Raw genomic sequence first — 22,535 nt, forward strand, 5'->3', positions numbered from 1 at the left:
GCCGCGACCGTACCGCCACGGCTTTCCCCGTCCGGCGACGCAAGTCGGTATGACAGCGACGACCGGTCTCCAGGGGCGCATCATCGGTGCGGGACTCCTGGCTGCGATCGGGCTACTCATTTACGGAACGATCGTCAACGAAACGATCGTCGGGGTCGACGCGACGGTCGCGACGACGTGGGTCTTCGCGGCGACGTTCGCCGTTCTCGCCGTCGTCCACGCGAGCGTCGGACGATACGATCTCACCCTCGGGCACGGGGGTGCCGCCGTCGGCTGGCTGCTCGTTCTGCTAGGGACGACGGGGATACAGATCGTCCTTGGACTGGTGTTACTCGGTCTATCCGGGTGCTACATCGCGATCAGGACGGTTCGACACGGTCCGGACGAGGGCGACACCGAGACGGGTGCGACGCAGGATTCCGTATAGTCGACGGCGAATGAGTGACTTCAGTACTCGATCCCCGGCCGACTCCGTACTCGATCGAGCATTCCTTCGGTGACCCGTCCCCGCTCGAGCGCTATCGACCCAGATCCTCGTGCGCGCTCGCGAGGTGTCGCGAAGCGAGCGCCGCCAGCAGTGAGAGTTCCCCGGCCAGCGCGCCGACGGCGATGATCTCGGCGAGCGCGTCGGCGTTCGACCCCGCTGGATCGCCGCCACCCCGGAGGCCGAGGATGTCGAGCGCTTCGGCCTGGGTGGGGAGTTTCGTGCCCCCGCCGACGGTTCCGACCTCGAGGGAAGCCAGCGAGACGCTGGCGTAGAGATCGGTGGTACCGTCCTCGCGCTCGCGGGCGTCCATCGTGGTGATCGTGTTCGCGGCTTCGACGACCTGGGCCTCGTCCTGGCCGGTCGCGAGGAAGGCCGCGCCGACCACGTTGGCGGCGTGGGCGTTGAACCCCAGGCTGCCCGCTTTGGCGCTGCCGATCAGGTTCTTGCGGGTGTTGGCCTCGGCGATGGCGTCCGCGGTCGTGTGGAGGCGCTCCTCGACGAGTTCGCCGGGGACGACGACGTCGGCGGTCACGGAGCGGCCTCTGCCCTCGACGGCGTTGATGGCGGCGGGTTTCTTGTCCGAGCAGAGGTTTCCCGAGAGCGCGACGAGCGAGGCGGGCGTCTCGCTCTCGACGACTTCGCAGGCCTCGCCGGTGGCGATCGTGGCCATGTTCATTCCCATCGCGTCCTTGGTGTCGTAGGCAAAGCGCAGAAAGACCGAGTCGCCGACGACGTAGGGCTCGACGTCGAGCAACTCGCCGTGGCTCGTCGTGGACTCGGCAGCCTCCCGGAGCACCTCGAAATTGGCCTCAACCCACTCGACGGTCTCGGCGGCCTCGGCAACGCCGGTCACGCGAAAGACCGGTGCTCGAGTCATCCCGTTTTTCGTGACGCGCGCGTCGGCCCCGCCGGCGGAGCGGATCACGCCCAGCCCGCGGTTGACCGACGCCAGCAGCGCGCCCTCGGTCGTCGCGAGCGGCAGGTAGTGTTCGCCGTCGGCCGCGCCACCGTCGTTCGCAGAACTCGGGGAGTTCTGCGAGCTCGGTGAGGTTTCCTCACCGTTGACGGCCACGGGACCCACGACGCCCATCGGCACCTGCGCCGCGCCGATCATGTTCTCGATGTTCGGGTCGGCCTGTTCGGCGGGGAACGCGTAGTCCCCGATCGCCTCGAGTTCGGTTCCCGTCTCGCGTTCGATGAGCAATCGGCGCGCGTGAGCCGCGGTGTCGTAGTCGGCGTGGTCCTCGAGTTCGTGAATGCGAAGGTCGCCGTCGCGCACTCGCTCGGCGAGGTCCTCGGGATCGGTCATGGGTGGGTCGAGACGGTCGGACGCCCTAACAGTTGCTGATTCCCGCGGTCGTGACTCACCGATCGCGCAGGTCGAACGTGACCTCGTCGCTGACGGCGCGATACCCCTCGAGGGCCTCGTAGCAGAGTACCCCGAGGATCGATCCGGTGCCGGTCGCTGCGATCAACAGATAGCGCGCTCCCGACGCGTCGTCGGCGAACGCGACCGCGAAGACGGCCGTCGCGACGGCGGCAAAGCGAAGTCTGCTCCGCGAATGGGGGCCGGTTTCCGTGACCGCAAGATACAGTTGTGGGAGCGCGACGCCGATGCCGGCAAACACCAGGAATGCGAGCAGCGGTCGATCGCGGAGCGCGACGCCGGTCTGTTGCTCCACGACGATCGAGCCCGCAACGGCGACGACGAACACCAGGAGTGAGCCGAAGACGACACGCCCTTCCCGATCGATCATAGGAATCGATCACCGGCCGGACAGGTCAACCTTGCGCTCGATTGCAGTTTCGGCGTCCGTCCCGTTCGATTCACTCCCGCTCCTCGAATTTCGACCGGTCCCGTATCGCGATGGGGCATCAATTTTTGCTGCTGGGTGTTCATCGGACGGGCATGAACGTTGGACTCATGGTAACGGCATTCGGCGACGACGACCTCGCTGACGTCGCCGTTCGTGCCGAGAACAGCGGCTACGACGCCGTCTGGGTCGGCGAGCTCTGGGGGGCCAGCGGCGTCGTGCAGGCGACCGAGATGGCCTGTCGCACCGACGAGATTCGGATTGGTACCGCGATCTTGAACGTCTACTCCCGATCGCCCGCCGTCCTCGCGATGACCGCGGCCTCGCTCGAGGAGGCCTCGGACGGCCGCTTCACGCTCGGTCTCGGGACGAGCACGGCCACGGCGATCGAGGGGCTCCACGGAACGGCGTTCGATCGACCGGTCCGGCGCGCCCACGAGACGATCGAACTGATCCGCGAGTTTACCGCGGGGACCGGCGAGCCGGTCGACTACGAGGGGGAACTGCTCGAGGCGGCGGATTTCCCGTCGATCGAAGCGTCGGTGCCGATCTATCACGCCGGCCTCGGTTCGGCGAATCGCCGCGTCGTCGGTCGGCTCGCCGACGGCTGGATCCCGCACAACATTCCCTTTTCACGGCTCGACGAGGCCTTCGAGGAGGTCGCGGACGCCGCCCGGGAACGCGACCGCGAGCCCGACGAGATCACGATCGCGCCGTACGTCCCGTCGGCGGTCAGCGACGATCCGAGCGAGGCTCGGGACACCCTCAGCCGACACATCGCCTACTACGTCGGGAGCGGCGAGGGCTACCGCCGGGCGGTCGCGACGAAGTTCTCCGAGGAGGCAGACCGAATCGCCGACGCCTGGCGCGGCGGCGACAAACGGGCCGCCGCGAACGCGGTGACGGACGAGATGATCGCCGATCTCGGGGTTGCCGGGACGCCCGACGAGGCGCGCGACCAACTCCGGACGCTCGTCGCTGAGACGAGAATCGACCACCCAATCGTCGTCATTCCCGCACCGGCCTCGAACGAGATGGCCGAAACGACGATCGACGCGCTCGCACCCGAGCGGCTGTAGTCCGTTGCTCGGTAGGGTCCGGTACGCAGCGGGATCATCGCTGGTAGTCTCCGCTCCCGCACGGCCGACGCCGTGTGCCCGAACTACGGCCGACGCTTGCGAATCCGCGGTTAGCGCTTTTGCGTCGAACAGTCCACAGCCTCGAGCAGACGGGGCAACTACAATGAGTACGAGCTACACCGATTTCGTCGGTGAGGTACAGCACAGGATCGAAGCCGGTCGGCAGGCCGAAGCCGTCCGAACCATCCGTGCAGTCCTCGAGACGCTCGGCGAGCGCGTCGACGAGGGCGGCGCGACGGATATCGCAAGTCCGCTACCGATGGAGATCGACCGTCACCTTCTGGACGCCGACCACGGCCAGACCTACGACTACAACGAGTTCGTCGACGTCGAGACCAAGCCCTGGGAAGCAGCCTGAGGATTGCGATTATCGCGCCAGGTCCTGCTTCGCCCGTCTAATCTCGTCGTGGGCCTCGTCCGCACCGTCAACGCGGGCGAGTCCCTCGGCGGCCTCGAGGGTCCGGACGGCGTTGTCGAGAAACGAGAGCACGTCGCCGGAGTAGGCATAAACCATGTAGTCGTCGGTCATCACGTCGACGATCGCGTCCGGTCCCAGCCCCTGAGCGCGCAACTCGAGGAGGTACTGGAGGAACTTCCGCTCGGGACAGCCACAGTAAGGGTTGTTGTCACAGCCACAATCGAGGAAATCCTGCGTGAAATCGAGGACGCGATCGCGGGTCGCGTCGTCGAGTTTCTCGAGGCCCTCGCCCTGAAAGAGCATGTCGAGTGTCGCCCCCTTGAACGCTCCTTTGGGGATGTTCGTCTCGAGTTGGGAACTGAGCTGGCGGTGATTCTTGACGTAGATCTTGTCGGTGATGGCCACGCGTTGGCCGTTCTTGGGGCTACGGGTCGAAAAACGTCTCGGTCGCGAACCGACTCGAGTGTGACGAGCTATCAGGGACCACTCACGCGGGGCGAAATTGCACGGTACGGAGTTCCACACTCCATCGCAGAGTCGTAACGTATTTTAGTCCAACCGGCTGTAGGTTGAGATGCAAGCGTGTCCGGGTTGGGGTAGTGGTTATCCTTCAGCCTTGTGGAGGCTGAGACGCGGGTTCGATTCTCGCACCCGGACTTTTTCGCGACGAGTAACACGAGGAGCGGAAAAGCCGGAAGGCGAAATCGAACCCTGCCAGTCGCAGCGGCCGAGCGAAGTGAGGCCGACCGTCTGGCTACGGTTCGATTCTCGCACCCGGACCTTCTGTGGCGTCATCGCGAACGGAGTGAGCGATGGCTCGGAGCAGTCTCGCTGCTCCGGCGAACAAACTCGTGAGCCGCGGCAGTCGTCAGCAAATCGAACCCAGACCGCCTGCGATCGCATCGTGACCGGCCGCAGTTCGATCACCCCCGGGCAACGCGCCGCCCAGAAGAAGCCGGCCCCGGTCCCAAAGCGGGACTTTTTGTCGTCCGACTCCGACAGTGAACGATATGAGCCACGGACTGGAGCCGACGGAGGAGTACGACGGCTCCATCGCCGTCCACCTGCTGGACGACCAGTCGGGACGGGAGGAGATCCGCTGTGTGTCGTACCAGGAGGCAATCGACGTCGTCAAAGCCAATCACCGCTCGGTCACGGTCGCGAAGATCGTCGACCGGGACGGTAACGTCGTCTTCACCTCCGCGGAGATGGCGATCGACGACTGGGAGTCCGAATGGGAGCGCGCGAAACGTCGCCTCTCCGTCGACATCGAGGAGTACGATTGCCCCCACGACAACATCGCCTGTTTCGCCGACGATCTCTGCATCGACTGCCAGATCGACAGGGTCAAAGAACAGTACTGAACGCGAGGTCGCCACCGGCTCGAGGATCGGTCACGCGGCGTCGTCGAGAAACGCCGTCAGCCGATCGACGAAGTACGCCGGCCGTTCCTCGGGAATCCAGTGACCGGCCCGGTCGATGACCTCGCCCTCGACGTCGGTCGCGACAGCCTCCATGTCCCGGATCGGAAGGTCCCGAAACGAGGCCGCACCGCCGAGCGCGAGGACCGGCACCTCGAGCGGGTCCTCGGCGTGGGTACGGTTGTGTTCGGCGTCGGTCTCGTAGGCGCGATAGTACTCGAACCCGCCCCGCAGTCCGCCGGCCTGCGAGTAACAGCGGACGTACTCGTCGCGGGCCTCGTCGTCGATCGCCGACGGATCGTACGCCCCTTCTTTGTAGAACCAGTCGAGATACAGTCGCTCCCGGCCGGCGACCAGCCGCTCGGGCAGGTCTCGAACGCCGTGAAAGCGGGTGTGCCAGAGGTGGCGTTTCTCGTCCTCGTTGATCCCCGGCAGGCCGGCCTCGAGGACACAGAGTGCGCGGATTTCGTCGCGATACTGGGCGGCGTAGGCGTAGGCCGTCGGCATCCCCCAGTCGTGGCCGACAAGCGCGATCTGGTCGTCGCCGAACCCGAGCTCGTGGACCAGTTCGCGAACGTCGGTCGCGACGGTGTCTTTGTCGTAGCCTGAGACGGGTGTCTCGGAGTCGCCCAGTCCGCGGAGGTCCGGTGCGATGACAGTGTACTCGTCTGCCAAGTCCGGAATCACGTCTCGCCACTCGTACCACGTCTGTGGCCACCCGTGGAGCAGTACCAGCGGTGGACCCTCGCCAGCGGTCACATAATGCAGTTTGACGCCGTTGACACGGGCCCGTCTATGCTCGAGAGTATCACGCGCAACCATACAGCTACGTAACCATACTGATGTATCAGTCTTTGGTCGAGCCGGTGACTCACCGTGATTAGTATCGGTGGCGAGATGATGGCTCGGAGTCGCGTCGCTGCTCCGGCGAACAATACCGAGAATCGCGGGACTGAACCGTGAAGAAAGAGCAACGGTGTCACGACAACAATACTGGTTCCTCAGGGCAAATATCATATCCCTACCTTTCATATCGAGAGACTTCCTGCGTGAGCGTACCTGTCTCAACGAATTCACCGGCGACGGGTATTGCAACTGAGTGGCGCGACGCTGGCCGCGACCGCGGCCGGCTGTCTCGGTAGCGATTCGGGGAACGGTAACGGGAACGGCGAAAACACGGCTGGCACGCCGCATATGCCGAGTGGGTGGCGACCGTCGACGGCGAGGTTACCGTCAGCTACGTCGATATGATGGCGCTCAACGACCTCGACAGCGAAGAGGACGATTCGAGCGACGACTCGGGGAACCTCGAGGATATCGAAGACCCGATGATCGGAGTCCCGCTGAGCGGGATGTTTGTCGCCATGTTCACGGCCGGATTCGGCCTGGCGGGCCCGCGGCTGAGCAACCTCATCACCTTCGATGAGGAACAGACGAACGAGGACGAATTCGACACCTCGATCGACGACCTTCTCATCACGAACGAGACGACCGTCATGACCGGCGACGTGGTCACCGACGAAATCGACAGCACGGTGACGGCCGCCACCGAAAACGACTACGGGGCGGAAGTCCAGTTCGAACAGACGAGCGAAGTAAGCGGCTACACCCTTTACGAGCCCGCGGGAGACGGACAGCAGGAGACGGTACTGGGGGTCTCCGGCAACGCGATCATCCAGGGTGAGAGTAAAGCGGACGTCGAGCGAGTCATCGAGACGAAACAGGGCGACGGAACCCGCGCTGTCGACGAATTCGAGACCTTCAAGCGACTGCTGTCGACCGGTGGTAACGGACACGTCGTGTTCGGCGGCTACAGCCCGGACGGGTTCGACATCGAGAACGAGCAGTCGTCGGACGGCTCGGAACAGGATACCCAATTCGAGGAACTCGAGGATACAAACGGCGTCGTCGGCTCGCTCACGATCTCCGACTCGGAAAGCACGGCCGACATGGGGCTCGATTTCGACGACATCGACGATGCAAAACGCGACGAACTCGAGTCGGTTCTCGGCAGTCTTGGATCCGACGTTTCCGTCGACATCGACGGCGGTTTCGTCTCCGCCTCGGCGACGTACTCCGACAACGCCCTCGAGGACATCTGAGCGGACGACCGATCGATCGTCGATCACGTCTACGACGCCGTCGGAGCCGCCGTCGTTGCTATCCGTGGCTCGTTCTCCCTCACCGACCTCTCCCAGCGGATCGCCGTCCGACTCGAGAGATCGTAGCCGGCCCGTGTCAACTGGAGGGATACTGGCCGGTCCGAGTCAACTCGAGCCGCTTTCACTCCAGTCCGTTCGATCCGGTTCCAGTCGAAAAACGGGTGTGGGGACTCATACGGACTGCTGTAAGTCAGTTCCGGTGCGACCGCAGGCCGTATCGCGGTCGCACCGGTAAATCGTTACAGCAGACCGTATCAGTCGGCCGCTTCGGTCAACCGCTGTACCTCGTCATCGCTGAGTGAGAGGTGAGACGCGGCAACGTTCGACTCGAGGTGGTCCGGATCCGAGGTGCCCGGGATGGGGAGCATCACGTCCGAGCGCTCGAGCAGCCACGCCAGCCCGACCTGTCGTCGCGTGGCATCGTGTGCGTCGGCGATTTCGTCGAGGAGGTCGCCGTGTTCGTCCAGATCGTCGCCGTTGATCGGGGCCCACGGGATGAAGCCGATGCCCTCGTCGTCACAGATCTCGAGGACCTCCCGACTCCCGCGGTCGTTCAGGTTGTACCGGTTCTGGACGGTCTCGATTTCGACCTGTTCGCGGGCCTGATCGAGGAGTTCGGCGGAGACGTTGCTGACGCCGACCGAGTCGACGAGTCCCTCGTCTTTGAGTTCCGCGAAGGTCGCGACGGAGTCTGCGTACGGCGTGTCGTCGTCGGGTCGGTGGAACTGGAAGAGATCGATGGTGTCCGTCTGGAGCCGATCGAGCGAGGTCAGGACCTGATTGCGGATGTAGTCCGGATCGCCGTGTGCGATCCAGTCGCCCTCGCTGTTGCGCAGCAGGCCGGCCTTGGTCGCGACCAGTACGTCGTCGGGGTCGCCGATTGCCTCGCCGATGAGTCGCTCGCTCGCGGCGGGGCCGTAGGAGTCGGCCGTGTCGATGAGGTCGACGCCGCAGTCGACGGCGTGTTTGACGACCTCTCGTGCGGTCTCCTCGTCCGCCGGCGCGCCGATGATGTTCTCGCCGGTGAGGCGCATCGCACCGAAACCCAGCCGGTGAACGGTCGAATCGCCGATTTCGAACGTGTCGCTCTCGTTTGTGATCGAGTTACTGCTCACGGCTGTACTGACAGTCTCCGCCCTCTTGAGAAGTGGGCTTCCCGAACGGAATGCCGGTTACGCCTCATTCGGCGTTCGGATCACTGTTCAACGTGATCGTCAGCGGAACCGACCGTCTCAAAACTCGTGCCACGTTCGCAGTGTCTCGGCCAATCGACGACGCGAATCTCTCCCGATCCGGCGTCCGTTCTTCCGGTCATTGTGGTGCGGTTCGGAGACGTCCCTTCTCACGCGACTCCGAAAGCGATCGCGGCCACTCACTCGAGGGACGGGAGTATTTCGTCGCGAATATACTCGAGAAAGTCCGCCGAGTCGAACGAAGCGGGGCGATAGAGTTCCACGTAGCCGCTTCGGGTGGCCGTCATCTTCACGTCGTCCCCGTCGTGTTCATAGGAGAGCCCGATCTGGTTGAGCGACGACGTCTCGAGTACGTCGCCCATCTCGTCGCGAAGGTCTGCGCCGTGAAAGACTCCGTTGACGTCGGTTTCGGCGGGCCCGTAGAACCCAGCTTTCCACGGCGTCGCTCCCTCCCGGGCCGCGACGAACGCGTCGAGATCGACCGTCGCCCGCTCGATGCTCGAGTTCGTCTCCCTCCCGATGAAATCGAACGCGAAGGCCCCGTCACCGCTGTCGACGACGACGAACTCCCCCGGAATGCCGACGAACTCGGCGAACCGCGTGACGGTCCGCTCTCGCTCGTCGACGTGAATATCGCCGGTTTCGATCGTCGTCGCGGTTTCGGTCGCGATCGCGTCGGCGGCCGCCCGTCCCTCGAAGGCCATCTCACCCGACGGAAGCGAGAACACGCGGTCGATCGTGAGACACCGCTCGAGTTCGTGTCCGTCCTCGGTGACCGCCTCCGTGAACGAGTCGACGACCGTGAACGTGCCGTCGACGACGCCGAGCACACCTGCTTTCATGCGTAGCGCCACGCAATCCGTTCTGATAAACTATATGATACGGCGGTAACAGAAACCGCGACGCTGCGCCGCTCAGCGCGGATATTCGGAGTTTTTCAGTGGGCCGTCTCCGAACTCGCTCGAGTCGACTCGGCGCAGTGCCGACCGAAGTCGACCCTCGTCGGACGGGACTGCGAATACTCGTCTCCCCCGTCGCCCCCCGGAGGTTTAACTATAGTAGCCACTGGAAGTCATTGCATACCTGATCGAACGATAGCTGTACGATCTGTATGTGAATCGTTTCAGTGGTTACTATAGTCGACTGGACTCAGGTTTTGAGAGACGCATGACTGACGACGATTCGGTCGAACCGCCGTTCATCGACGGTTGGTCAATCGATTACACCTCGGAGTACGACCCCGCCGCAGTCGAGGAAACGCTCGCGACTGACTGGAAACGAGAGCTACTCCTCGAGGACTACAAGAGCGCCGGTGACGATGCGCGAAACAAAGAGACGTTGCTGATTCAATCGTTCTACGTGTCGCTAGTGCTGTTCGGTCTGCTCCTAGACATCGGGTATCGGCTCGGTCAGCGAACCCAACTGCTCGAACTGTTCGGGCTTTCGATGTTCGGAGTCGCACTATTTGGGCTGCTTGCGAACTGGTCGCTCAGATACAGACAAGGCCGGGACGCCTCCTGGGATCGGCGAAGCGAGATTGAGGACTTCGTGAAACGGGCAGACAATGCGCTCTTGCGGAGTAACGACTCGAAATTCAAGCGACTGTCGCGAACGGGGGAGGGAAAGTATCGTATCGCCGAACAACCGTGGTACGAAACGGGGTCGATCGCGACGCTGGTAGTGTACGCGGAACTGGGAATCGGTGTCATCTGGCTTGCCATCGCCGTCTGGGCCGGCGTAGCTCTGATCTGAGTACGAGCAGTTCTATGTAGCGATCTCACGTCGCACCCCCAATATCCGCGCGTTTTCTATCACGTCCGGCCTGACGAACAGATGCATCGAGCTCACAGAAACGGTACATCGTCTCCCGGAGTTGACGTTCGGAAAGACTTGCGACGCTCGCGGGAACGGGGACAGCTCGGTTTCAGTCGAGTGCGAAAGCTACTCGAATGGAAATCGGATAGAATCGGGAGACCACCTCCCGGCAGTTGGACCACGCTCTGTGCGTTCCTGAACCCGTTCGTCGTCCGATCTAACGGAACGATCCACCTCACTCGGCGTCTGCACTCGGCACGATGTCGCAGGGCGTGAAGAGTGAAACGTCGTCACGGTTCGCAGCCGTCTGCTGCAAATCGTCGGAAAAGCCGGAGCGACAGAAACAACAGTAGTGCTCCTCGCGGTCGGTTCCGTTGGGGGGTGTCCACCGAACCCGTGACGCAGTCCGTTCGAGGTCAGCCAAATCCCCCTCGGTCATCTCTCTGCTGGTGTACTTGCACTCACCCGCCACGAGCGTTCCGTCACTTGCAAGCCCGACGACATCGAGTTCGTGCTGCTGGTGCCACCAATAGCCGATCCCCTGATACGTGTTGGGAATCAGCGATGGAAGTGCGTTCTGGCAGACCTGCTCGAACATCGTCCCCATGTAGTCCGTAACAGTCGGCTCGATCAACTGCTCGTAGGCGTCCTCACCGAGCTGGGCGAGTTTTCCTTGCTGGCCGTAGACGTAGCGGAACCAGAACCGGAACAGGGGCTCTTTCAGCCGGTAGCGACTCTTTCGGGTCGCGTTCGGGTTCGCAGTCACTGGAATATCGCGTTCAACGAGTCGGAGCCGTCGGAGCTTCGAGAGATACGAACCAAGCGCGTTTGAGTCAGTGCCGGCGAAGTCAGCGATCTCGTTTGCTGCACGCTTGCCGGTCGCAATCGCCCGGAGGATCGTGTAGTACGTCTGCGGTTCACGAATCCCGAACTCCGTTCGCAACAGGAACTCGGGTTCGTTGTGGAGGACGCCGTGTTCCGAGAGAACGTGCGACTGGATGTTCTCGGCGAGCGAACGAGACGGAGTAAGTGCCTGGAGATAGTACGGCGTTCCCCCGAAGACACCCCAGGCCTGAATGACCCTATCTGGATCGTCGTCGGGGTAGAACTGCTGTGCATCCATCAAGTCGAGCGGCGGGAGGTCGATCATCGCGGTCCGGCGGCCGTACAGCGGACTACCGCCGCTGAGGACTTTGTCTTCCATGATACTGATCGACGAGCCGACCAGCACCAGCGTCATACTCGTCTCTTCGAGGTGCATATCCCAAACGCGCTGGATCTTCGAGGGAAGCGCGTCGTCCGACTCAGCGAGATAGGGGAACTCGTCGAGGACGACCACCGCTTCCTCTCGACCCAGTGCCCGAAGTAAGGCTTCCCAGTCACGCTGTATGTCGTCCAAGATCGGAACCGTCTCGCTGGCAGTGTCGACGAAATTCGCAAGTTGTACATCAGACGTCTCTTCCGCTGCCTGCCAGTAGACAGCATCCTGGCGGCCACGGATCGCTTCACGGACGAGTGCACTCTTGCCGAGTCGTCGACGCCCGTAGATCACAACCAGTTCTGCGGTATCGTTCTCGAACCGCGATTGTAGCAGATCGAGTTCGTCGACGCGGTCGACGAAACGCGGAGGGGTCATACCCCCTGTTCCGCTCCGACGGCGATAATGCTTCCGATTATCTAAATCGCGATTTTACTAATCTTGTTTTTACTATTTTCGCGCTTCGTCGATCCTTTCCCGATCGACGCCGAGTCGATACTGTAGCCTATTATCTCGGTGATAAACAGGTCTAAAATTGCGGAGAATCGAGCAGTTGCTCGAGAGCACTTGCACAGAGAGTATGATGCCGTCTCCTGGATTTGAACCGAAACCAGACGTGCTCGTGGATCGAGAGAGCTCGCTCTCTCGTCATCAAGCGAAACCTTCGGTTTCGCGGACCTCGCGAATCGGAGATTCGCTCAGTCACGGAAGACGCCAAGCGTCTTCCGATCGACTTCGCTGTGCGCGACTGGTAGGGTTCAGAATCCGCTCGGCGTCGTTTCTGTGCCTCCTCACTTCGTTCGTCGCCGCAGAATATGCCGCCTCCCGGATTTGAACCGGGGACAGCTCGATCTTCAGTCGAGTGCTCTCCCAGTCTGAGCTAAGGCGGCCTACTTCACTCTCCGGTCAAGGTATAAAAAAGGATTTCGAATCAGGATCGGTGTTCCGCCTCGCTTACAGGAGACGGCAGCGTGGTCCGGCGACTCGAGTAAGTCACCGAAAAACGAGTAACGGAGACAATACGGGCACATCTATGCGTGATTACCCGCCGTCTGTTGGAATATCGGATATTCAAGACACCCTTTTGCCCATCGGTGGGTAATATCTTGTTATGGAAGCCCTTACCTCGAGCCAAGCGGAACGGGAGCTCTCCGCGGACACCATCCTCGAGCTGCTGGCAAACCGTCGGCGGCGATACCTGCTGTACGCACTACGGGGCCGAGAAGATCCGATCGAACTCTCGACGCTGGCCGAGACGGTGGCGGGGTGGGAACACGACGTCCCGCCGGACGAGGTCGCGAAAAACGAGTACAAGAGCGTCTACGTCTCGTCGGTCCAGTGCCACGTCCCGAAACTCGACGATGCGGGCGTCGTCGATCACGACGAGGACAACCACACTGTCGTCCTCGCGGACAACTTCGATCAACTCGAGCCCTACCTCCGGATCGTCGTCAAGGACGAACCGGAGAACTCGACGCTCCACGCCGCGCTCCAGACCGAGTCGGGCGACGGCCTGCTCGGACAGATCCGGGAGAACGTCGCCCGCCTCAAACAGTAACGATCGCGGCGCGTGTCGTGCCGTTCGGTCCGTCGTTCAGTCGGCCGGCTCGGGGCCTCTTGTTCGTGTTCGGAGACCGCGAACCCGCTTATCGGTTTTCTGTTTATCTCTGCTAGTGCTCGATCCCGTCTCGGGGTTCGAGTCGCTATCCGAAACGAGGTCCGCCACTCGCCAGATGTGGCACCTGCCTGATCCGATAGGAACTACCAATACTTCGCAGGCACCGGATACCTCGGCAACGTGCTCCGAACTGACCAGTAATTCTGAAGACGGGACGAAATCCAAATAGTATCTCGTTTCGTAACAGTAGTTTAGATATTACAACATCAACCAGTAGTGATTACCGGATATGGATTACAGTCCAACCAGAAGAACAGTCATCACATCGAGCGGGCTGCTCACAGCTGGTCTCGCCGGCTGTATGGGCGCCGTCCAGGAAGATAGCGATCCGGAAGGGACGTCCACGAACGCGCTTCAAGTCCAACAAGTGGACGGCCCAGCACCGGTCGATCTCGGGACGGCCTGTGACTTTTCGATCCTGGCAAAATCCGGGATATCGAGCGTTCCCAATTCCGACGTAGCAGGGGACATCGGCGTGAGTCCGATCGGATCGACTGCGGTAACCGGGTTCGATCTAACGCTGGACGCATCCGGTGTCTATTCGACGTCGACGCAAGTGGACGGACGGGTGTACGCAGCCGATTACGCGGAGCCGACCCCGTCCAGATTGACCACGGCCGTGAGCGATATGGAAGCCGCGTTCACCGATGCGTACGGTCGCGTCCCGCCGGACGTTACGGAGTTAGGCGGCGGCAATATCGGCGGGGAGACGCTTACCCCGGGCGTCTACAACTGGAGTACAGACGTCCTGATCGACGACGATATCACCATCGACGGTGGCCCGGACGACACCTGGATCCTTCAGATTGCGGGGGATCTCACCGCGACGAGCGGGGTGACAGTTAATCTGGCGGGTGGCGCGCAGGCCGAAAACATCGTCTGGGTGGTCGCCGGCGGTGCCGGTGTCGAGATCGGGACGGACGCGACCTTTGCGGGGGTCGTGCTGGCCCAGACGGGGATCAACGTACTCACCAACGCAACGGTGGACGGCTGTTTGTACGCCCAGACCGATGTCAATCTCCAGATGGCGACGGTTACCGGGTGCGACTGCGATCTCGTCGACCTGCAAGTGGACTCGGCGTGTGAAGCTGAGGACGGGGAGATCACGGTAACGAATCCCAACGACGTCTCGGTGATGGTAACCGTCACGGGTCCCGATGCGTACGAGGAGACGATGGAGGTTCCCGCCGGCGGTTCGGCGACGTGGGGGACTCTCGCGGACGGAACGTATTCGCTCGAGACCGACAATATTGCAATCGGTCTCGATATCACGACGCTCGACATCAGTTGCGATCCGGCCGTCCCCGATGTCGTCACGTCGCCGGCGACGGAAGTCAACGGCTCGACGGCCACGCTCAACGGTGAGTTGACCGACCTCGGCGACTTCGACGCGGTCGACATCTTCTTCGAGTGGCGTGAGCTCGGCACGGATGAGTGGATCGCCACCGCGCCCCAGACGCTCGACGCGCCCGGCGACTTCAGCGCCGGGATCGCAGGCCTCGAGCCCGGCACCACGTACGAATTCCGGGCGGTCGGGCTGGCGAACGGCGAGCGGGTCGAAGGGGCCACGCTTCGCGTCATCAAGACGGTGCCAGGTGTTCCGGAGGTCGTCACGTCGCCGGCGACGGACGTTAACGGATCGACGGCGACGCTCAACGGTGAACTGACCGATCTCGGTGACTCCGACACCGTCGACGTCTTCTTCGAGTGGCGCGAGCTCGGCACGGATGAGTGGACTGCCACCGCGCCCCAGACGCTCGACGCGTCCGGCGACTTCAGCGCCGGAATCGCAGGCCTCGAGCCCGGTGGCACGTACGAATTCCGTGCGGTCGTGGTGAGCGATGGCGTGCGCGACGAAGGGGCTACTCTCTCGTTCACCAAAGACGAACCCGGCGCACCCATCGTCGAAACCCAGACGGCGACGGAGATCAACGGCTCGACCGCGACGCTCAACGGAGAATTGATCGGTCTCGGGGACTCCGATTCCGTCGATGTCTTCTTCGAATGGCGTGCGCTCGGCGAGGAAGACTGGACCGCCACCGAGTCCCAGACGCTCGACGCGCCCGGCGACTTCAGCGCCGGGATCGCAGGCCTCGAGCCCGGCACCACGTACGAATTCCGGGCGGTCGTCGTGGCCGATGGCACGCGTGAGGAAGGAACCATCGTCTCGTTCACCAAAGCTGAGGCCGGCGTCCCCGACGTCGAGACACAGCTGGCGACGGAGATCAACGGCTCGACCGCGACGCTCAACGGAGAACTGCTCGATCTCGGCGACTTTGACACCGTCGACGTCTTCTTCGAGTGGCGTGAGCTCGGTGCGGACGAGTGGATCGCCACCGAGTCACAGACGCTCGACGAACCCGGCGACTTCAGCGCCGGAATCGAAGGCCTCGAACTCGGTTCCACGTACGAATTCCGGGCAGTCATGGTCGCGAACGGCGAACGGTTCCTCGGAGCCACACTCTCGTTCACCAAATTCGGGCCGGACGAGTTGAACGTCGAGACGGAGCCAGCGACGGAGGTCAACGGCTCGACGGCGACGCTCAACGGCGAACTGCTCGAACTCGAGGGTGCAGCGGAGGTGACCGTCTACTTCCTGTACCGGGTCAAGGGAACGACGGTGTGGATGTTCACCGACGAGCAGGTCCTCACCGAACCCGGACCGTTCAGCGCGACGGCGACGAACCTCGAGACGGGAACGACCTACGAGTTCCAAGCGGTCGCCCAGGTGGGCGACACAGTGGTGTACGGCGAGATTCTGGAGTTCACGAAGGAACCCGATGACGGAGACAACGGAGATGATGGGAAGAACAAGAAGAAGAAAAAGCGCGAATACAAGCGCGCAAAACGCGAGTACGAGGAGTACAAAAAGAAATACGAGAAAGGGAAGGTGAACAAGAAGCAACTGAAAAAGAAGCGCCACGCCTACGAGCGCGCAAAACGCGAGTACGAGGAGTACGTAGAGGACTGTTAGAACGCGTCCTGATCCGGTCGACCGATCGATTTCGGATCACATTCGATCGCGCTGGTCGTGACGTCGCTTCGGCCGTTTTCGTTAGCGTCCGATATGGAGAGCGGTGTTGGATGACGTTCGTACAGAATGTGGATTGGCTCGAGCGGGTTCGAACCGAAGCAAGACAGTCCAAATCAGTCTTGCCGTCTGTATCGTGATAGACTGTCGACTGATAGCGGAAGTTGGCTCGGGCGGGTTCGAACCGAAGCAAGACGGTCGCTCACTTCGTTCGCGCTGCGACTTGCAGGGTTCGAACCGCCCTCGTATACATTTCTGTAACTCACTGTCGTTCGTTCCAGAAATGGGCTCGGGCGGGTTCGAACCACCGATCTCGGCCTTGTAAAGGCCGCGTCATAACCAGCTAGACTACGAGCCCGTATCCGGGACGAGTCGCCCCGTCCGAATAACCTTTACTCTCTCGCGTTGCGGGTATCATACATGGCTCTCGAGCGCGTATGGAAAGGTCTTCTCGTCCTCGCCGTCGTCGCAGCTGCTGGTATCGTCCTCGTACAAGCTGGCCTCGTCTCCGTCCCCTGGGGCCCTGACGATGGCGAGGTTCGGATCCTCGACGATGGATCCGACGACGACCCGAGCGCTGACGCGGATCCCGAACCGGGTAACGGAACTGCCGCCGAGGGTGAAGAGACGAACGGGAGCGATGGATCGACGAATGACAGCGATGGCGACGCTGAACGCGAACCCAAGGCCGTCGTTGATGTTGAAGTCGCAGACGATTCAAACGAACGCCGTACCGGATTAAGCGATCACGAGTCCCTCGAGCCGGGTAATGGGATGTTGTTCGTCCACAACCAAGAGCGAGACCTGACCTATGTGATGCGTGAGATGGACTTCGACATCGACATCATCTTCATCAACGCCGATCGCGAGATTACGACGATTCATCACGCTCGCGCGCCCGGACCCGACGAGGACGGGAACGATCTGGAGTACTCCGGGCGCGGCAAGTGGGTGCTCGAGGTGCCCCGCGGCTACGCGAACGAGACGGGTATCGAAGTCGGCGACGAAGTCGAAATCGACCTCGAGTCGAACCAGACGACCATTACCAGTGCCGGATCCGGTTCACTCGAGCGCGTCGCCGCGACTGTCGATCGCGAGCCGACCACGCCAGCAGCGGTCGACGCCCACCGTATTCCTGCTCGTCGGTAATTCTTATTGCCGGCGGCCCCCGAGCCCCGGTGAATGAGTAACGCCGACTGGGACGATGACGATCCCTTCGAGGAACAGCGGGCGGAGATCGAGAATCCGATGAAGCGGCTGTTCCTCGAATACGGGTCGAACTACACGGGCGCCGCCATCATCGGCGTTATCGCGAGCTTCTTCGCTCGGGTCCTGGACCTGCTCCCGGCGCTCATGCTGGGGGTCGCGATCGACGCCGTGATCCGCCAGGAGATCCCGTACGCCGAGGCGTTTCCGATCGGCGGGGGGCTCGTCGGCCCCTACGTCCCGGAGGGGCGGCTGGCGCAGTTCTGGCTGACGATCGGGATCATCGCGGGTGCCTTTCTCTGTTCGGCCGTGTTCCACTGGACCCGAAATTGGGGGTTCAACACCTTCGCCCAGAACGTCCAGCACGATATCCGGACCGACACCTACGACGAGATGCAGCGCCTGGACATGGGCTTTTTCGCCGACAAACAGACCGGCGAGATGATGTCGATCCTCTCGAACGACGTCAACCGCCTCGAGAAGTTTCTGAACGACGGGATGAACTCCCTCTTTCGACTGCTCGTGATGGTGCTGGGAATCGGGGGCCTGCTGTTCGCGATCAACTGGCAGCTAGCCCTGATCGCGCTCCTCCCGGTGCCGCTGATCGCCGTCTTCACCTACCTGTTCATCCAGACCATCCAGCCCAAGTACGCCCAGGTCCGCTCGACCGTCGGGAAGGTCAACTCCCGACTCGAGAACAACCTCGGGGGCATTCAGGTCATCAAGTCCAGTACGACCGAGGAGTACGAATCCGAGCGGGTCGAAGACGTCTCTCGAGACTACTTCGACGCCAACTGGGGCGCGATTCGGACCCGGATCAAGTTCTTCCCCGGCCTGCGCGTGCTCGCGGGAATCGGCTTCGTTATTACCTTCCTCGTCGGCGGTCTCTGGGTCATCTCGGGCCCGCCCGGACCATTCTCGGGCGAACTCAGTACCGGGATGTTCGTCGTCTTCATCCTCTACACCCAGCGCTTCATCTGGCCGATGGCGCAGTTCGGGCAGATCATCAACATGTACCAGCGCGCTCGCGCCTCGAGCGAGCGCATCTTCGGACTGATGGACGAGCCAAACCGGGTCGGCGAGGAACCGAACGCGCCAGACCTCGAGGTGACCGAGGGCCGCGTCGAGTACGACGACGTTTCGTTCAGCTACGGCAATCGCGAGGCGGAACGAACCATGGGCGAGCCGACCGAGGAGCGCCCGGACCCGGGAGACGCGGAGACGATCCTCGAGAATATTGACTTCACCGTCGACGGCGGCGAGACGCTCGCGCTGGTCGGCCCCACGGGAGCCGGCAAATCGACAGTGCTCAAACTCCTCTTGCGGATGTACGATGTCGACGAGGGGGCGATCCGTATCGACGGACAGAACGTCGAAAACGTCACGCTCCGCAGCCTCCGCGAGTCGCTGGGCTACGTCAGTCAGGACACCTTCCTCTTCTACGGTAGCGTCGAGGAGAACATCACGTACGGCACGTTCGACGCCTCTCGCGAGGACGTGATCGAAGCCGCGAAGATGGCCGAGGCCCACGAGTTCATCGAGAACCTTCCCGAGGGGTACGACACCGAAGTCGGCGAACGCGGGGTCAAACTCTCCGGCGGCCAGCGCCAGCGGCTCTCGATCGCCCGCGCGATCCTCAAAGACCCCGACATCCTCGTGCTAGACGAGGCGACCAGCGACGTCGACACTGAGACGGAAATGCTCATCCAGCGCTCGATCGACGAACTCGCGGCGGATCGGACCACCTTCGCCATCGCCCACCGCCTCTCGACGATCAAGGACGCCGATCAGATCCTCGTCCTCGAGGGCGGCGAGATCGTCGAGCGAGGGACGCACGACGAACTGCTCGCGAACGGCGGACTCTACTCGCACCTCTGGGGCGTCCAGGCCGGCGAGATCGACGAACTACCCGAGGAGTTCATCGAGCGGGCTCAGCGCCGACAGGCGCGAACGGAAGTAGAGCAAACGGACGATTGAACGCGAGCGTCGTAGGTCTGGCGACGCAATTGTCGAGCCGCGCTATTCGCACACGGCCCTATACAGCACTCATATGGGGTGAAAGTTATTTCATATAAGTTTGAAATATCTGGCATGGGTCCACGCACACCGCTCCTGAAACCGGGCGACTATTTCTCGGATCGCGAGGATGTACATCTTCCGAGCCTCGCCGTGTTTACACTCTTCGTCGTTGCGAGCGTCGTGATGACGGTCGTGATGGTCCAGTTGCTGTTCGACCAGATAACGGGCGTTCCGAAGGGAACTCGGTGGGGAGTGCTCTTCCTCGCGATCCCTGGACTGGTGGTTGGTCTCGTCGTCGGCTGGTTCGTCGTCGCTGCGATTATGCATTTTCTGGGCGGGAACGCGTCGAACACGGGGACGTTCGCCGACGCCCTCGCCGTCGCCGGCTGGGCGTACGCGCCGAATCTCCTCGCAATTCCGTTCCGAGTATTTCAGTTCCGTTCGAAAATCGAGTCCAAAACGATCACCGCGACAGATCCAGAGCAGCTCGAGGCCCAACTCGAGGTAATGCAATGGGGGTCCGGACGAGTAGAAGTTCTCATCTATCTGGTCGTGATCGGTTGGAGTGTCTACATCCTCGCACACGGCATCTCGAAGACCCACAACGCCTCCTACGGGAGTGCAATAAGTGCCGCCGTACTCGTCGGTATCGGCTCGTTTCTGCTCGGACTGCTGTAAGCAGGTCGGTACCCCTGACTGCGGTTCAGCCTGGCCAACAACGCCGATCAGAACGACTCCTGTCCTTCCTGCCCCTCTTGATCCGGTCCCCCCTCGTCCTGCCTGTCCTCGCCCGTCGCGGGCGGCGTCCGGTCGCTGTAATTCTTCCGACCGATCGCCTCGTCGCTGACCATGTTCATGATCGCCTGTTCGACCTCACCGTAATCCCTGTACTCGTCCTCGTTCAGCGGCCCGATGAGTTCCTCGAGCGTCGTCGTATTCCCGCTCATCTCGACGGTCTCGTCGCCGTGTTCCTCAAGGAGTTCGTCGTGACCGATCGGGTACTCCTGGTTCTCGAGCGTCTCCTGTAGCTCGCCGAGTTCGACGCCGAGTTCGCGACTGTCTTCGGGCATACACGGCAGTTAGTCACGGTGCGGAAACGGGTTCGCCCTGCGTGCGCCACGGGGGCATGGGTGGGACGGGTCATCCGCCGCTGTCGGTCCACCACAACCGATCTACCGTACCCGGTCCACCGCAGCCACCGAGACCACGAGAACGACGGGCAGGGGTCATCACCGGGAGTTTCATGGCCACGCAGTCGGAGTTCCTTCCTATGGACCTCTCTACCGCGACGTGGACGGATATCCGGGACCTCGAGACGGACCTCGCGGTCGTCCCCGTCGGCAGCACGGAACAACACGGCCCCCACGCCCCCCTCGGGACGGACGTGATGACCGCCGAGGCGGTTGCCGACGCCGGTCTCGAGCGTGTCGACCAGGATGTCGTCCGCGCGCCAGCGATTCCGGTCGGGATCGCCGAGGAACACCGCCAGTTTCCCGGGACGATGTGGGTCTCCGAAGACACGTTCCGGAACTACGTCGGCGAGGCCGTCGAAAGTCTGGCCCACCACGGCTTCGATCGCATCGTCATTGTCAACGGCCACGGCGGCAACGTCGACGCCCTTCGAGAGGTCGGCGGCCGACTCACCAGGAACGGCGACGCCTACGTCGTTCCCTTCACCTGGTTCGAGGGCGTCGGCGAGCACACCGCCGACATGGGCCACGGCGGCCCCCTCGAAACGGGACTCCTGCGCCACCTCGAGCCGGACCGCATTCGAGAGGAGCGGATCGACGAGGCCCGGGCCGGCGCGGCCGACGGCTGGGGCGACTGGACGAGTGACGTCAACCTGGCCTACGACGCGGCGGAGTTTACGGAAAACGGAGTCGTCGGCGATCCGGACGACGGCGACGCCCAGCGAGGCGAAGCACTGCTCGAGTTAGCCGCCGACGCGCTGGCTCGGCTGCTCGAGGCGGTCGACGAGCGTGACGTTTCGCGGCCCGAGCGACGATAGGGATTCAGACAGTTCGATCGGTGGTGGATCGATTACTCTTCGTCTTCGTCCTCGTCCGCGGCCTCCGATTCATCGTCGTCGACATCCGCGGGACCGGCATCCTGCAGCGTCCCGCGCAGTGCCGGAATCGTCGACGTGAGTTCGCCGACCTGTTCGCCGGCCTCGGAGATGTCCGTGATGGCCTCCTCGAGGGCTTCGATCTCTTCCTCGAGGTCGTCTGCGTCGTCGAAGGCGTCGGCGCGCTGGCCCATCGTGAACCACTTTTTCGCATCGCGGAGGCTATCCTCGGCGTCGCCGGCGTCAAGCGCCGAATTGAGGCCGTTGAGGACGCCCAGCACGTTGTCGGCATCTGTCTTCCAGATGTCGTCGGCGGCGGGCAGCGTCGCCCAGGCCTCCTCGAGCGATGCTTCGACGTCCTCGCGCATCTCGTTGGCCGCTTCCCCGAACAGTTCCTCGTCGTCGCCGAGCGTAGCTTGGCTCATGGCATCGTCTTTGCGACCGGCGGGGTTAAAAGATAGCCCGAAAGTGAAAGTGAAATCGGTCGGGAGCGCATCGATATCGGTCAAACGGCGTCGGGATTTCGAAAGGAACGTCATCGAGCTTCGATCGAGGTGGAACCATTCAATTAGGAGAACGACATCTCACTCCAGACTGACCATCCGGTGTGCGGTGGCGCGCGCTGGGCCGCGGTGAACTGCGAGGCCTGAACGAAGTGAGGGCCTCGATGGGGTGAGCGGCGACCGGAGGGAGCCGCGAACCAACGGTGAACCGCGGTCCGAAGCCGTGCGGGGTCTTCGTGAACGGAGTGAACGAAGGCTTGGAAGACGCGAAGCGTCTTCATGTGGATGAGCAAGCGGTGCGAGGGATGAACGCAGTGAATCCCTCA

20 protein-coding genes, 3 tRNA genes and 1 pseudogene are annotated in these 22,535 nt (G+C 62.5%); 13 read left to right on the forward strand and 11 right to left on the reverse strand.

What is annotated here, in order from left to right; genetic code table 11:
- Positions 1-49: 49 nt before the first annotated feature.
- Positions 50-427, forward strand: a complete 378-nt coding sequence (locus tag ACEWFR_RS19495) for a hypothetical protein (protein ID WP_374062618.1) — start codon at positions 50-52, stop codon at positions 425-427.
- 91 nt (positions 428-518) lie between these two features.
- Here the strand turns inward: ACEWFR_RS19495 and hmgA are convergent, their stop codons facing one another.
- Positions 519-1,796, reverse strand: coding sequence for a hydroxymethylglutaryl-CoA reductase (NADPH) (gene hmgA, locus ACEWFR_RS19500; RefSeq protein ID WP_374062619.1), 1,278 nt, complete (start codon positions 1,794-1,796; stop codon positions 519-521).
- 55 nt (positions 1,797-1,851) lie between these two features.
- The gene (locus tag ACEWFR_RS19505; RefSeq protein WP_374062620.1) at positions 1,852-2,244 is read right to left on the reverse strand and encodes a hypothetical protein; all 393 of its coding nucleotides are present in this window, start codon (positions 2,242-2,244) and stop codon (positions 1,852-1,854) included.
- Positions 2,245-2,396: 152 nt separating this feature from the next.
- On the opposite strand from ACEWFR_RS19505, the gene ACEWFR_RS19510 reads away from it, so the two are divergent.
- Together ACEWFR_RS19510 and ACEWFR_RS19515 are read left to right on the forward strand one after the other, a co-directional pair.
- Positions 2,397-3,380 (forward strand): LLM class flavin-dependent oxidoreductase, encoded by a 984-nt coding sequence (locus tag ACEWFR_RS19510; protein ID WP_374062621.1) that lies wholly within the window; start codon positions 2,397-2,399, stop codon positions 3,378-3,380.
- Positions 3,381-3,543: 163 nt separating this feature from the next.
- A pseudogene (locus tag ACEWFR_RS19515) lies at positions 3,544-3,768 on the forward strand (DUF2267 domain-containing protein); the annotation flags it as partial.
- A gap of 39 nt (positions 3,769-3,807) precedes the next feature.
- Here ACEWFR_RS19515 and ACEWFR_RS19520 read toward each other — a convergent pair.
- A complete protein-coding gene (locus ACEWFR_RS19520; RefSeq protein ID WP_180840169.1) occupies positions 3,808-4,263 on the reverse strand; it encodes a DUF5814 domain-containing protein in 456 nt (151 codons plus the stop codon).
- 180 nt (positions 4,264-4,443) lie between these two features.
- Between ACEWFR_RS19520 and ACEWFR_RS19525 the strand changes: the two genes are divergently transcribed.
- Positions 4,444-4,515: transfer RNA gene (locus tag ACEWFR_RS19525), tRNA-His, on the forward strand.
- Positions 4,516-4,868: 353 nt separating this feature from the next.
- On the forward strand, positions 4,869-5,222 hold the full coding sequence (locus tag ACEWFR_RS19530) for a hypothetical protein (protein ID WP_374062622.1): 354 nt from the start codon (positions 4,869-4,871) through the stop codon (positions 5,220-5,222).
- Between the two features lie 30 nt (positions 5,223-5,252).
- Here ACEWFR_RS19530 and ACEWFR_RS19535 read toward each other — a convergent pair whose 3' ends face one another.
- Positions 5,253-6,101 (reverse strand): alpha/beta fold hydrolase, encoded by an 849-nt coding sequence (locus ACEWFR_RS19535; RefSeq protein ID WP_374062623.1) that lies wholly within the window; start codon positions 6,099-6,101, stop codon positions 5,253-5,255.
- Between the two features lie 383 nt (positions 6,102-6,484).
- Between ACEWFR_RS19535 and ACEWFR_RS19540 the strand changes: the two genes are divergently transcribed.
- On the forward strand, positions 6,485-7,381 hold the full coding sequence (locus ACEWFR_RS19540; RefSeq protein WP_374062624.1) for a hypothetical protein: 897 nt from the start codon (positions 6,485-6,487) through the stop codon (positions 7,379-7,381).
- Positions 7,382-7,695: 314 nt separating this feature from the next.
- Here ACEWFR_RS19540 and ACEWFR_RS19545 read toward each other — a convergent pair whose 3' ends face one another.
- Together ACEWFR_RS19545 and ACEWFR_RS19550 are read right to left on the reverse strand one after the other, a co-directional pair.
- Positions 7,696-8,556, reverse strand: coding sequence for an aldo/keto reductase (locus ACEWFR_RS19545; RefSeq protein ID WP_374062625.1), 861 nt, complete (start codon positions 8,554-8,556; stop codon positions 7,696-7,698).
- Positions 8,557-8,813: 257 nt separating this feature from the next.
- Positions 8,814-9,476: a hypothetical protein gene (locus ACEWFR_RS19550; protein WP_374062626.1), complete on the reverse strand. Its 663-nt coding sequence runs from the start codon at positions 9,474-9,476 to the stop codon at positions 8,814-8,816.
- Between the two features lie 325 nt (positions 9,477-9,801).
- On the opposite strand from ACEWFR_RS19550, the gene ACEWFR_RS19555 reads away from it, so the two are divergent.
- Complete coding sequence (locus ACEWFR_RS19555; RefSeq protein WP_374062627.1) at positions 9,802-10,386, forward strand: hypothetical protein; 585 nt, start codon at positions 9,802-9,804, stop codon at positions 10,384-10,386.
- A 298-nt stretch (positions 10,387-10,684) separates the two neighbouring features.
- On the opposite strand, the gene ACEWFR_RS19560 is transcribed toward ACEWFR_RS19555, so the two are convergent.
- Positions 10,685-12,085, reverse strand: coding sequence for an ATP-binding protein (locus tag ACEWFR_RS19560; RefSeq protein ID WP_374062628.1), 1,401 nt, complete (start codon positions 12,083-12,085; stop codon positions 10,685-10,687).
- A 438-nt stretch (positions 12,086-12,523) separates the two neighbouring features.
- Positions 12,524-12,597, reverse strand: a tRNA-Phe gene (locus ACEWFR_RS19565).
- A gap of 221 nt (positions 12,598-12,818) precedes the next feature.
- Here ACEWFR_RS19565 and ACEWFR_RS19570 point away from each other — a divergent pair.
- Positions 12,819-13,265 (forward strand): hypothetical protein, encoded by a 447-nt coding sequence (locus ACEWFR_RS19570; protein WP_098724571.1) that lies wholly within the window; start codon positions 12,819-12,821, stop codon positions 13,263-13,265.
- Between the two features lie 349 nt (positions 13,266-13,614).
- Positions 13,615-16,359: an ice-binding family protein gene (locus tag ACEWFR_RS19575; RefSeq protein WP_374062629.1), complete on the forward strand. Its 2,745-nt coding sequence runs from the start codon at positions 13,615-13,617 to the stop codon at positions 16,357-16,359.
- A 341-nt stretch (positions 16,360-16,700) separates the two neighbouring features.
- Here the strand turns inward: ACEWFR_RS19575 and ACEWFR_RS19580 are convergent.
- Positions 16,701-16,774, reverse strand: a tRNA-Val gene (locus tag ACEWFR_RS19580).
- A 62-nt stretch (positions 16,775-16,836) separates the two neighbouring features.
- Between ACEWFR_RS19580 and ACEWFR_RS19585 the strand changes: the two genes are divergently transcribed.
- From ACEWFR_RS19585 to ACEWFR_RS19595, 3 genes are all read left to right on the forward strand, one after another.
- On the forward strand, positions 16,837-17,565 hold the full coding sequence (locus ACEWFR_RS19585; protein WP_374062630.1) for a DUF192 domain-containing protein: 729 nt from the start codon (positions 16,837-16,839) through the stop codon (positions 17,563-17,565).
- 33 nt (positions 17,566-17,598) lie between these two features.
- Positions 17,599-19,599, forward strand: a complete 2,001-nt coding sequence (locus ACEWFR_RS19590) for an ABC transporter ATP-binding protein (RefSeq protein WP_374062631.1) — start codon at positions 17,599-17,601, stop codon at positions 19,597-19,599.
- Between the two features lie 114 nt (positions 19,600-19,713).
- A complete protein-coding gene (locus ACEWFR_RS19595; RefSeq protein WP_374062632.1) occupies positions 19,714-20,319 on the forward strand; it encodes a Yip1 family protein in 606 nt (201 codons plus the stop codon).
- 47 nt (positions 20,320-20,366) lie between these two features.
- Here ACEWFR_RS19595 and ACEWFR_RS19600 read toward each other — a convergent pair whose 3' ends face one another.
- The gene (locus tag ACEWFR_RS19600) at positions 20,367-20,711 is read right to left on the reverse strand and encodes a hypothetical protein (protein ID WP_374062633.1); all 345 of its coding nucleotides are present in this window, start codon (positions 20,709-20,711) and stop codon (positions 20,367-20,369) included.
- A gap of 200 nt (positions 20,712-20,911) precedes the next feature.
- On the opposite strand from ACEWFR_RS19600, the gene ACEWFR_RS19605 reads away from it, so the two are divergent.
- Positions 20,912-21,649, forward strand: a complete 738-nt coding sequence (locus ACEWFR_RS19605) for a creatininase family protein (RefSeq protein ID WP_374062634.1) — start codon at positions 20,912-20,914, stop codon at positions 21,647-21,649.
- 32 nt (positions 21,650-21,681) lie between these two features.
- Here the strand turns inward: ACEWFR_RS19605 and ACEWFR_RS19610 are convergent, their stop codons facing one another.
- A complete protein-coding gene (locus ACEWFR_RS19610) occupies positions 21,682-22,131 on the reverse strand; it encodes a DUF5790 family protein (protein WP_374062635.1) in 450 nt (149 codons plus the stop codon).
- Between the last annotated feature and the right edge of the window lie 404 nt (positions 22,132-22,535).

Origin of the sequence: Natrinema sp. H-ect4, from assembly GCF_041894845.1 — an archaeon.
GTDB lineage: Archaea > Halobacteriota > Halobacteria > Halobacteriales > Natrialbaceae > Natrinema.